This window comes from Chitinophaga sp. SVR4-12A (assembly GCF_056754765.1).
The window spans coordinates 798,051-810,769 of the sequence record NZ_JBPGWP010000001.1; the positions used below are offsets into that span (position 1 = coordinate 798,051).

The 12,719-nt window shown below is 50.1% G+C and carries 8 protein-coding genes; 1 reads left to right on the plus strand and 7 read right to left on the minus strand.

The features are described 5' to 3' along the window. Positions 1–9 precede the first annotated feature (9 nt). From ACR9Y8_RS03105 to ACR9Y8_RS03135, 7 genes are all read right to left on the minus strand, one after another. Positions 10–4,134, minus strand: a complete 4,125-nt coding sequence (locus ACR9Y8_RS03105; protein ID WP_481211767.1) for a hypothetical protein — start codon at positions 4,132–4,134, stop codon at positions 10–12. A 26-nt stretch (positions 4,135–4,160) separates the two neighbouring features. After that, positions 4,161–5,192: a ComEC/Rec2 family competence protein gene (locus ACR9Y8_RS03110; protein ID WP_481211768.1), complete on the minus strand. Its 1,032-nt coding sequence runs from the start codon at positions 5,190–5,192 to the stop codon at positions 4,161–4,163. Positions 5,193–5,230: 38 nt separating this feature from the next. Further along, positions 5,231–6,499, minus strand: coding sequence for a hypothetical protein (locus tag ACR9Y8_RS03115; protein WP_481211769.1), 1,269 nt, complete (start codon positions 6,497–6,499; stop codon positions 5,231–5,233). A 42-nt stretch (positions 6,500–6,541) separates the two neighbouring features. After that, positions 6,542–7,942, minus strand: a complete 1,401-nt coding sequence (locus ACR9Y8_RS03120) for a hypothetical protein (protein ID WP_481211770.1) — start codon at positions 7,940–7,942, stop codon at positions 6,542–6,544. A 290-nt stretch (positions 7,943–8,232) separates the two neighbouring features. Continuing rightward, positions 8,233–9,150: a helix-turn-helix domain-containing protein gene (locus ACR9Y8_RS03125; RefSeq protein WP_481211771.1), complete on the minus strand. Its 918-nt coding sequence runs from the start codon at positions 9,148–9,150 to the stop codon at positions 8,233–8,235. A 3-nt stretch (positions 9,151–9,153) separates the two neighbouring features. Then, positions 9,154–10,155, minus strand: coding sequence for an MBL fold metallo-hydrolase (locus tag ACR9Y8_RS03130; protein ID WP_481211772.1), 1,002 nt, complete (start codon positions 10,153–10,155; stop codon positions 9,154–9,156). Between the two features lie 48 nt (positions 10,156–10,203). Beyond that, the gene (locus tag ACR9Y8_RS03135; protein WP_481211773.1) at positions 10,204–11,202 is read right to left on the minus strand and encodes a nitrilase-related carbon-nitrogen hydrolase; all 999 of its coding nucleotides are present in this window, start codon (positions 11,200–11,202) and stop codon (positions 10,204–10,206) included. A gap of 103 nt (positions 11,203–11,305) precedes the next feature. Between ACR9Y8_RS03135 and ACR9Y8_RS03140 the strand changes: the two genes are divergently transcribed. Further along, positions 11,306–12,712 carry an MmgE/PrpD family protein gene (locus ACR9Y8_RS03140; protein WP_481211774.1) on the plus strand — a complete coding sequence of 469 codons (1,407 nt, stop codon included), beginning with the start codon at positions 11,306–11,308 and terminating at the stop codon, positions 12,710–12,712. The last annotated feature ends 7 nt before the right edge of the window (positions 12,713–12,719 follow it).

The window sequence follows — 12,719 nt, forward strand, 5'->3', positions numbered from 1 at the left end:
GATTTAATTTTACGCTACCACAGGTGGCGGACATTTATAATCTTCCTTTACCGGTGGCTGTTCTTCCATTGCTGCCATGAATGCGGCGTAATGATAGCTCCTGTAAGGCCGCAGCAGCGTTAGTAAAGGTTGCAGGCCATCAGCCAGTTCCGGACTGCCTTTCTTCCTGAATACCTGCAGGAGCGTGATGAGATCTTCTACTACCGGTATGCTTTGCTCCTTTTGCGCCGTATGATCATTCAGCATGCGCTTTAAGCGGCTGCGTACTTCCTGGTTGTCTGTGCAGATGGAAGCAATTTCGGGTTGGTGCAGGTAATAGTGATACAGCATGTCCTGTGCACCGGGCGCCGTTACCAGCGCTTGCAGCATTTCTGCGTCAGGGCGCATGGTAAAGACGCTGGGCCTGCTGAATAATCCATAGGCCTGGTCGATAGCACAATACTTCAGGATCTCAGACACGATCTTCTCGGCCTCTTTCCGGGTTTTATCCCAGAAGGACACCAGCGCATCTTCGATCTGCTTCACCGTCCAGCCAAGCGCGCCCAGGAATTTAGCGGCTACGTCGGCGGCTACGTTAAATGCATTGCGCAGCAATTTGGCCACATCTTCTGCGGCAGTGAACAAGCCCTGCTTCAAGGCATCTACCCACCTGGCTACATCGTTTACGAGGTCGCGGAACAGTTGGTCTGCATATTTGCCCAGGTAATCAATTAAAAGCTTTTTCAGATCGTTCCATGATTTAATCTCCGGCAGCATAAAGTCAACGGTCAGGGTCAGCGATCCCCATCCAAAAGAACCTTTTACACGGAAGCCAAAACCTGGATTGATGGAGATGGTGATGCTCATATCCAGCTCGATATCCAGATCCACCGGCGGAATGATCTCCAGGCCTTTGACCTTTACGGCGGAGGTATGTAAATGCAGGCCGATAGACCCGCCTACTGACCCGATGAAACTGAATGAGCCACCTGCATAACTGAGGCTGCAGAGCACCTTCTCAGTGAAGATGAACTGGTGCAGGGTCATTTCTATGTAGAAGGCGTTATTTTTGATATAGGCGCAGATGGTGTCTGAATACGCCAGCAGGGTCATAGAAGCGTTCAGGTACAGGTAGGGCTTATCTGTAGGCGCAATAATAGAAGTGGTATCTATCAGGCCGTAGGGGCCTTTTGTTCCACTTGCATCAGAGAGCTTGAATAAACCGCCGGCCAGCGAGAGCGGTTTATCGATATAGCCCCATGCCTTGATCCCTGAATTGAAATAGATAGCGATATCGAATACTGCTTCAAAGCCGTAGAAAGTAACATCCCCTGCAGCGTAGAAGCCCATCTGGTATTGGGTTTGCGTAGCCGGGTTGCGCCAGCCTGCAGGATCCAGTACGATGTAGAGCTGGAATTGTTTAAATGAAATGCCGTTCAATACGGGTACCCAGGAAAGATCCAGGCTGGTGAACTGCTTTATGAGGCTGGTCAGCTGGATGCTCTTTGTCTGGTCTTCTTCGATGAGCTTAAATACAAATACATACAGTACCGGTACTTCTACTTCTATTCCCGCCACTACGTCCATTTCCAGCTCCACGGGGTTCACGTCTCCAATGGCAACATTACCACCGAAGCCAAATTTCAGTGCGCCTTCTACGGATACGCCTACTTCTCCCCAAAAGTTCCCGATAGTGATGCCCTCCAATCCCAATGGGTCTTTCCATCCGGGACCGGTGGGAGGAGGAGCGCCGATCTGCAGCATACTGTTCCCCTGCAGCAGCTTATTATAGGTATATCGTTGCAGCCGTTTTACCTGTATGGCCTGCTGCCCTTCTTCCAATGCCTTTAGCACGAAGTACAGGTCAAATTCTCCTTCGAGGTTCAGGGTACCGCCGCCAATGAAATCCAGCTTCACCGGCTGCCCTTTCCTGGGGCCGGCTATTTCGGTGAACTCGAAAGTAACGCCGGTTTGTAATGAGAAGGATTTGGTGGCAGGCGATATGATGAACTGTAAGCCGTCAAATGAATACTTGTCCGTGCTGGAGGACTCTCCTATTTTCCCGATAAACTGGGAATTAGATAAAGGATCGGCCAGGTAGGCATAAAAGCTGATACCGGAAGCATCCGGAAAGAAGGTCTTCAACACTTGCAGTGCAGAGCCGCCAAAGTCAATGCTGGTAAAGAAGGTTAGCCCTTTGCCGATGGTTGTCGGTATCTTCGATGGCGGATTTTGCATCTGCACGGATGGATTGTCCAGTGAGGACACAATAAGGCCCGTCTTTGAAAAGCTGATGTCTTTCAGGATCGTGCCAAATATATCCGGCCATTGCTGTGCAGGCGACCACTCCCAGTTCTTTGTCCATATGCCTGCCACACATCCCCAGCCCTGGCCATTCTTCTGGATCTCAAATACCAGTCCCAGGTCTGTATGATTGATCTGCACGGTGGAAGTCAGCGAGAAATCATACACCGTACCGGTCGGATTATTGCCACCGGAAGGGTTTAGCACTGTAAAGGTGACCGTTGAATTCTGCAGGTTCAGTTGCGGAAAGCCGGATGGCAGAGAGAGGCTGACTACATTTACAATTTTCTCCGCCAGTTCCGTGAGATTGATGTCCGGGAATTTTCCCTGCAGCTGGAAGCTCTTGCGGATATCCCAGTTCACGGAAAATTCCGCAATGGGCTTGTCTCCGTTCCCTATAAAATCTACAACGGCAACGATGTTACCGGTAGTAGCAGGGTTCCCGTTCTTATCATAGTTCAGCGACAGCACCGCTTCATTCAGCCTGATCTGCCGTACACCGGAATTGATCTGCCAGTCGCCGGTAAAACCTGCAGACAGTCCATAGTTGCTTTCACCGGGCGTACCATTCACATCCAGCTGGTTGCAGATCAGCACCGGGAAACCCGAAGCGGGGGGATAGAATTTGGCGAACAGCTGCGTAAGGTTGATGGTACTATCTTCCTGCAGCTGCACATCAAAGGAAACATCCGGGAAACTTGCACTCAGCAGCAGGTCAATATGATCGATCAACTTTACGGTACCAGTTACAATGGTAGTGATCTGCGGGTTATCGATAATATCGTTGACCATGAAGGTCGCGTCAAAGCTCTTCAGGTCGAAGTAGCCGGGCAGCACATTCCATTCGCTGGTGCTGCCTACGTCTACGGCAATAGCGCTGAACGCTTTTGCCAGGCTTTTGTTGATCTCTTTGGTATTGATATAGATACGTATGCCCTTGAGCGTGATAAAATTGCTGAGTTCTGTAATGTATTTCTTCAGCTCATCTCCCACCGGCGCATTGTTGAGGAAACCCGCCAGCTCCTGCAGGGAGTGCTGTACGAATACAGCGGTATCAGCTTCAAACACCAGCAATTTCCCGGGGTCGGTAATATCTACGCTGACGCCTATGGGAGGCTTGGCGCCGATGGTGACCTGGCTGCTTAACAGCACCGCTACTGTCAATTCATTACGAGGCATCTGCAGGAACGTGCTGCATTGTAAGGACACGGGCAGGGTCAGAAAACTGGCCGGAGAAATATTATGCGCGGCAGTAGACAAGGTGATGCCGGGTTGTAACTGGCTAAGGTTTTGAATGCTGCCGGATAATATACTCAGCGGTCCGCTGATCGCAATGGTTTGTCCGCCGCCTAACAAGGCTGTTACCACTTCCAGCAACCCGGTGTTGGTCAGCAGTGAAGGCGCATAAAAGTTCAGGCCTGCGCTCAAAGCCGGATAGTTGCCGCCAGCCGCCTGCACATATGAGCTGAGTAAGAAATGCGACTGCTGAAAACTAAGCTGTGAAATCCCTGTGCCTGCCAATACGGGGAAGGATGTGGCAAAGGACCAGGAGGACGGCAGCGGAAAATCAATGAATAATGCCGGTTTCTCATCAATAATGGAGAATACGATCGTCTGTACGTTGACGTTATTCGCATTCAGCAGGCTCATAGTGCCGCTGAGCGTGACGGTATTTCCATTCTTTTTGGGAGGTTCGGAAATGCCGGATATATTTAAAGTGCTGCCTGCCCAGGTGTTCAGCAAAGTATATACCGGGCCATCCGTATCTACCGCGCCGGCTGGTAACTGCAGCGCACTGCCGCTGTACCATTCCGGGTTGGTGATGATGTTATACAAAGCGTCGATAGTCATCGCGAATAAGATTGGTCGTTAAAAAATCATTGCAACCTGTCGACTAGCACCGTATAGTCGGTACCGTCGGAGCTGAAACGGATATTCCCCTGGGTGGCGGTCAAAAAAACACCCAGGTCATTATTCTCGGTCACATACTGCCCCTTGTCTGCATCCCAGCAGTCAAGGCGGTGCATGGGAATGGTAATATTATTTTTACCACTTACATCCACCATTTTTTCTACATAGTCCAATAATATGCAGCGTGGATGTCCATATCCCATGTGTGCGGCGCTGGCAGAAAAAATACCGACATTCGGCTTTACCTTGGCCAGGAAGGCCTTATTGGAAGAATGGTTGGAACCGTGATGTCCAAAGGAAAGCAGGGTAGATTCCAGTGCGCCGCTGGTCCACTGGCCAAGGATCCAGCGTTCTGTTACCGCGGTAGCATCGCCGGTAAGCAGCACATTATTATTCTGATAATCCACTGAGATCACCAGGCTTTGTGTATTGGGATCGCCGGCTACATTAGCGGCCAGGATATAAATATCTACCTTGGGATCTCCTTCTACATCCTTACTTGGCTTTGTGTTCTTGTAATAGGTGCCGTAAGTAACCCGCTTGGTAGTACCGGGTAATGCGGCCATCCAGGTGCCCAGGATGCCCATATAACTGGAGGTGTCGCCGCTGAAATGCACATATTTGGGGCGCCGGGCCTCCGCAATGAAAGGGATCAGGTTGATATGATCTGCGTCGGGATGTGAAAGGAAGATGGTACTGATATCAGTCCCTCCTGTAATAGCGTTCACTTTAGCCGCTATTACATTCGGATCTACCGAGGAGGAAGTAGAGCCCGCATCATATAACATGAACTTACCGTTGGGTAGTTTGATCAATATGCAATTGCCTTGTGCTACGTCCAGGAAATACACATCCATGATGCTGCCCGTCAGGGCGTCGCCGCTCAGGGCCGTTACTGTTTGTCCGGTAAGCCCATTGGCGATGCCGGTTAAAACGAAAAACAGCAATACCAATGGGCGTATTATTACGGCAGGGATGAGCCGGTATAATCGTGTCATAATTTAATGGTTAATCTGTGAGCGTATTTTAATAATCGTCAGGCAATAACAGCCAGCGAGCCGGTAATCCCCATCATCCCCTGCCAGTTGCCTACATTGTTTACCTGCGGAACGAACTGCATCTGCGTGTTATTGATGTTCACCCTATAGGCAGGCAATGTATAGGAAGTAAAATTGATGTTGTGGAGGGAAGTAGTGACAATAGGCGTTACCACTGCTGTAATAGCCTGTGTAATGGGCCAGGTTATCGCTGAGATGATCTTCTCTATAACGCTGCCCGAGGGCTTCAGCAGGAAAGTAAATGCATTCAGGCTCCTGGCAATGATGTTCATATGATTGCCACCTGCGGGTTGCAGGGCTGCAGTTGCCTGTGGCGCAGGGCCGCCTTCTACATCATAATTGACGCCGATGGGCACCCATAACACCGTTACCTTCGCTCCTACGTTACCATTCACACCAAAGTCCATCACAATATCATTCCCACTGATCCTTACCGAGGGGTGGGTGATATTGATGGAATAGTGATAATCCGCTCCGCCCACACTGGAGCCTACCTCGCCTTTGCCGGAATAATTACTGCTGCTGCTGATAGCTACATTGGTAACCGCCTGCAACGCCGGCTGGCTTAACAAAGCGAAAAAGGGAGTATTGGGCCAGTTATATCCTGCCGGTACGGAGGCTGGGCCATTGCTGACTAGGTTAGTTACGGCGATGATAGCGCCGTTCCGGATAGTAGCTGCAATGGGCGACAGCTGGATGCCCGGCAGATCGGGCGGGGGAATGCTGAGACCTGCCAGCGCCTTACTGGCCGATGCCAGTAGCTGCGGCATCACCAGGTTACGCGCAAAAAAGTCCTCGATAGGATCTTTCAGCGGCTGATAAGTGGCCGAGCTGGCCGCGAGCTGCAGGTTGCCACCTGATACGGAGAGCAGGCAGCCCAGCGTAACATCCAGGTTCAATATCGTCTGCTCGTTGTTTGGTTGTTTGAGTGTGATCTGCAGGTTAGGGAAATTCAGGTCAAAAGCAGGCGCATTGTCAAGGGCTTCCCGGAAGGCCGGTGCATTCAGCAGTTCGGCATGTTCTTCTGTGGCTTCGTTCAGTGCTTTTTCTTTTAGTGCGGCCACTGCAGCTGCAGTAGGCGAAAGATTAAATACAGGCGCCTGGGTGGCCTGCCATGTCATGGTGATACCCGGGTATTTGGGATCACTGCCGGATCCCTGGAACAGGTTGGGAACAGCGCCATATAATTGTTGACTGCAGGCGTTCAGCTGCTGCTGGTTAACGCCTACGGCTACATCAAAGCTCATAGTATATGTTATTTTGAGGGTGGTAATAATTAAATAATACTATTAACCGAAGATCTTCCGGATCGCCTGGTTCACGCGGTCTGAGAGGTATGATTTTACGTTATCATCTCCCAGCGCTTTTTCAATCTTTGTTTTCAGCAGGTTCTGCATAAAGCCTGCATTGGCAATAGCGTTCTGTACTTTATTATTCAGCTCTGAAGCATGGCTGGGAGTGAGCGTTACATGCAATGAAGGAATATTTGCCTCTAGCTCTGTTACCGTCACATTCAGCGTATTGTTCTTCGTGGCAACAGTAGCGCTGACGGATACGGTAGGTGCGCTGAATGTATCAGTGAAAGAACCGGTCAGCTGAGACACATCGCCCAGGGATGCGAAAGCGGTTGCACCGTTGGCGTATTCCTCGTGACGGTTGTTCGCGATCCAGTCTGCGTGGTCTGCTTCCGCTTTTGCTTTGGCCTTTGCATATATCGCGGCTTTATGGTTTTGTACAACGGCTGTATCGGTTTGTGCATTGGCCTGAGATCCGCCGGATCTCACATAGCCCATAAAATCATTGATATTATTGCCGCCATAGGAACGTGCTTCCTGGTCAAGCGAGCTGCCGTTGGTTGCATTGCCCAGAATAGACTGGTACAGGGCATCTCCGCGGGGATCGCCCAGGGCTTTCAGGGCATTGGCCTCAATGGTCATGGCTACCTCCATATAAAAGCCATGCTCATTATAATCATCATTATTGAAGCCGGTGTTTTGATTATCGGGCTGGTTGGAAGCGGTGCTGGTAACATTCATATAGTAGGCGGTATCCTGGCCATTGGTAGTATGCTTCAACCATGCATTATGGAACAGGCCATTGGTTTTGTTGGTTTGCCCGTTCACTACGCCGTTCCGGGCGAGCACCACGCTATTCATCGTATCGTTCTGTCCATAGAAGGTATCTACCAACGCATTACCATTCGGGTTATCCGGTGCCGACAGCTTATCGCGATACTGGTAGGCCAGGTCTATATTATGATCATTATCTGATCCACCTGCTGCCGCCATTTTGAAAATGTTCAGCAAACCATTGGCTGTTGCGATGGCGCAGCCGGTAATGCCACCTGAGTCTACCTCATAATTGCCGGCGAAGTTGAGCTGACCGAAACCGATCGTAAAAGTAACCGTATGCGTGTTGTCGTCATACGAAAGACCGCCGTTGGAGATGGATGGCAAACCGGTGATGTTGTTGTCGTTCATGGTGAGGGAGATATATCCCAGCACGCTGTCCTTAAAAAGGGTGATCGGCCCGATCTTACCTACAGCAGCTCCCTCCAGCGGATCGATATTGATCCCATTCCATTTGAGGCCGTTCTTCATTACATTGGGAAGATAATAGGGTGTGTTGGGCGTCCATAGCAGCTTCCATGCCGCTTCCAGGATAACGCCATCTGTGCTTTGTTGTGGCATAATGGTCATTTTTTATGATGAGGAAAAAGAAATTATTTCAGCCGCGATGCAATACCTGCCAGGCAACACAAAGCTGCACAGCGGAATGCCGTTGCGAAAAGGTAGGTTCAATAAAAATACTGTCCAGGTTAAAACAACAGAATAAATACTCAGAATAAATGGGGTGCAGTTTTCACAGGTAACCCATTGGTTATTTCGGCCAAGCTAATTAATATCTCCTGAAAAGAGGTAAATAATTCCGTGTACGTATAAAAAAAGCCGGCGAGAGCACTAAAACTTCCGGGGACCGATTAAGCCGACTTCCGATATTCTACGGGGCTCAGACCCGCATGTTTCTTAAAATAATTGCTGAAATGCGAGGTTTCCAGGAAACCGAGCCTCAATGCGATCTCTTTAATGCTAAGGTCGGGGTTGTGCAGCATCACCTTCGCTTCTGCTACCATTTTATCGGCTATCCAGGCAACGATGGTCTTGCCGGTTTTACTGCTGATCACACTGGAAAGATAACTGGCATGGAGGGATTGTTTATCGGCGTAGTCCTGCACCCTTAACTGGGTATCAACTTTACCGCTGACCAATTCCCGTACATGCTGCTCCAGGTTCCTTCTGAAAGTTTTCACGATCTGCGAGCTGCGGTTGCCTTCATAAATAGGATTGTATTCCTGGAAAAAATATTCCTTGATCTTCAGCAGGAGCGTCACTAAAGCGCTGCCGATGATCTTGAATTTATAGGGAGAGTCGCCGCGATGTTCTTTGAAGAGAAAGCGGTACAGCTCCTCCATGACGGCGAACTGCTCCGGCCGCAGGATCCGCGGTTCAACGATCTCGGTCAGCAGGAAAGAGAACTCACGGTAAATATCAGCGTGTACCTGTTCTTTGAGGAAAGACTCGTTGAAAACGATCAGGCAGGCGTCGGTGATCTGATGCCATTCAAAATCGCGGTAGTTGCCCGGGTTGGTAAAATAAACGGTCCAGGGTTCTATGGTGAACTTCTGGTCGTCTATGGTATACCTGCCAAATGCATGCTTTACAAAAAGGAAGCTGAAAAAATTAGGCCGGTAGGGAACAGATGAAACGGGGAACTCTTTGAATATATCCTGGAGGTTATGAATGGTGAACCCGGAAGTGGTGTCTATCACTTCATGGGGAAGCCCCATGAGGTCGTATAGCTCTGCCAGATCCTTAACGATAATATTCCTTGATGACATGGGTTAAATATACAGCGGTTTTCCGGGAGACAGGGCCATTATTTTATCGTTAAGACCTTCCTTTGCCGCTATCCTGGACAGCTCTCTTAAGGGCGCACCCAGTGGCTCGTCTGAAAGATCGAACGTCCCATAATGCATGGGGACCAGGTATTGTGCATGCAGGTCCTTCCAGGCTTTTAAAGCCTGTTCCGGGGATTGATGGATCAGGTGCATGAACCAGACCGGCTCATAAGCGCCAATGCCCAGTATAGCATAATCAAAACTGCCGTACAGCTGCTGCAATTGTTTGTAATGCGCAGCATAACCGCCATCCCCGCCGAAATAGATGCGTTTACCGTTGGCCTCTATCACGAAGCCTCCCCATAAACGTTTGTTGGTATCAAAGACGCCGCGCTTAGCCCAGTGCTGGGAGGGAACGAATGTAATGCTGATCGCCTGGTGATCTGTGTTGAATTGCTGATACCAGCCCGCTGTTTCAATGTTGCCCGAATGCGTGATGCCACGTACCAGCTGGTCCATCTCCAGCCCGCAGAGATATTTCATAGCGGGATTGTTACGGGCCAGCAGCTGCAGGCTGGCTTTGTCGCAATGGTCACGATGATCATGTGACAGGAGCAGGTAATCCAGCTTACGGATCCGCTCGGGATTTAACGGCAATGCAGACTTGCGGTGATAAAACGGGATATCACCGAATACCGGGTCTATCATCAGGCGGATACCGGCTATACGAATATAGAAGCTGGCGTGCCCGAACCAAACGACCAGGTCTTCCTCCCCATCCAGCCAGGTATCATCTTTATATACCTGCAGCTGCCATTGATCGGCTTTCTTCTCCTGTTCAAAGGGGTTGGTCTTCATCTTCCAGCGGAGCACTTCAACGAAGTTGGCTGCGTAAGGATGACTGAGGTTCATAAACCTCCCCTGCCGGTCTACCGGTGTGCCTTTCCAATCAGCGTCCTTAATAATTGTTTTTAACAGCGGATTGCTGCGATAGGTGATCGCCATTATCGTTTATGATCTAAGACGCTAAAGGTAAGAAAACAAAGCGGGCACTTAAAGTATGGGGCCGTAATCCTCCAGCGCTTCTCCATCGGCATACATGCTTTCTATCTCCGGAACTACGGAGCGATCATGTACATGTGATGCGGGCCTGCGGTCAATCAGGAGGCTAAGCAGCTCAGGACGGCTGTAATGGCCACGGGAGTCCATCAGCCGTTTACGGACATCGATCAGTGAAAAGTCCAGGTCGGCGATCACTTCACCTTCACCCTCCCTGAGGGGCCCGGCAATGATCTGGCCAAGGGGGCTCACGATAGCAGTAAAATGTCCCCCTGAGATCGGGCCTATGGGGCCACCCGTATCTTCCGAGATCTGTGCCTGCTGATCAGCATCCAGCCAGGCGGTAGCCACTACAACAAAGGCGCCTGATTCCAATGCGTGCTGACGGGCATTGGCTTCTGTTTGCTCTGAGAACAGCGGCCCGAAGATAGACCCGGGGTACATGGCAGAGTGGATCTGTTCGCCCTCGGCCATCAGGGCATAACGGGCCAGGGGCATATAATGTTCCCAGCAGGCCAGCTGCCCGATGCGCCCAACGGCGCTGTCAATGGCACGCAGGCCGGAGGCATCTCCCTGTCCCCAGACCATCTTTTCACAATAAGTAGGCATCAGCTTACGGCGGCGCTGGATCAGCATGCCATCTGCATTGAAGAGCAGCTGTGTATTATAAATGGTGCCACCATCGCGTTCATTAACGCCGATGGATACCACCATATTGGCTTCTCTTGCGGCCTCGCCGATGGCCTGGGTTTCGGCGGAGGGTACGGTCACTGATTCTTCCAGCAGGCGAAGGTGTTCTTTTGCCTGCTGGAAGGGCGCCTGTATAAAGGAGAAATAAGGATAGTAAGGAATAACCGTTTCGGGGAAAGTGGCGAACTGTACACCCTGTGTACCCAGCTCACGGATCTTTTTAATGACTTTGTCTACAGTACCCTGCCGACTGTAGAGTACGGGGCTGATCTGTACGGCAGCAGCTTTGATAATTTTTTTCATGTGCTTTGTTTTTATAGTTGACATTTCATCTACTTACAACCGGGATAGCGGAACTTTGTTGAGATCATGTTATTAATGGCATGGTTTTAATGTCCAAATCATTATGGACCAGACCTTACAGACCGTTAAAATTGCACAGTTTGCCCATCGTGTGCAGTATGAACATATTGGCATGGAAAACATTGACCAGCTGAAGCGTCATTTGTTGGATTCCCTTGGTTCTCTTTTCCATGCTGCGCGCAAACCCGCCATCGGGAAACTTGTAAAACAGATGCAGCAACTGGCGGAAGGCGGCGCCTGCGAAGTGCCTTTGCTTAAACAGCTGCCCCTGGACCGTGCTGCACAACTGTATACAGCGCTCATCCGGTATCCCGATTTCATGGACAACTTTCTTGGGAAGGAATCTACCTGCCATCCATGTGATAACATTGGCGCGCTGTTCGCAGCCTCCCAGTATCAAGCAACAAGTGGGAAAGACTTTTTACGTGCGATGGCCACCAGCTATCAATTACAATGCAGGCTGGTAGAAGAAATACCCGTTATGACAGAAGGTATTGACCATACGCTCGTGCTGTCTTACTCTATCGTAGCAGGACTTGCACAATTACTGCACCTGACTGTGGAGCAAACGGCCCATGCCCTGGCGATAGCAGGTTGCTCCATTTCTCCCCTGGCCAGCAGCCGCGCATCCTATACCTTCGAATGGAAAGGCTTTGCATCCTGTTTTGATGCGCTTAACTGCACCAACATTGCCCTGCTGGCGAAGGAAGGACTAACAGGACCACTCGCACTGTTTGAAGGGCCCAAAGGCTTTAAAGAAATATTCGGGATGAAACTGGAGTACGAATGGGAACAGGAGGACTTTAGCCTTATTCCTAAATGCGTGCTCAAAACCTATAACGCAGAAGTGCACAGTCAGTCAACACTTGAAGCAGTGAAAGAACTGCAGCGGAAGCATCAGTTCCGGGTTGAAGATATAGAGAAAATAGACGTGGCCACTTTTCTTACCAGTTATAACATTATTGGCTCAGGCTCTTACGGCAACCGTAAGACGGTAGATACCAAAGAGCAGGCAGATCATAGTCTCTTTTACCTGGTAGCGGTGCTGCTGCTGGATGGGGAGATCTACCCGGCACAATTTGAACCCGACCGCATCAGGCAACGGGATGTGCAGGAGCTGCTGCAGAAGGTGCATGTACACACCGGGTTGCCGATCCATAAACCATTGAAACTGGCCGAAAAGATCGATCCCTATACAGCGCCCTACCCGGAAAAGGTGAGAAGCAAGGTAGAGATCGTTTTTAATGATGGCAACAAAATTTCCTGCGAAATGGATGATTATCCCGGGTTTCATACACGGCCCTTCAGCTGGGAACAGGTAATCGCTAAATTCAGGAAACTGACGGGAGATAGTATCCCTGAAGATCAGAAAGACCGGGTAATTGCGACTGTCAGAGACCTGGAGAATAAGAACATGCAGGAACTGCTGCAACTGGTTAACAATATCTGATCGTCAC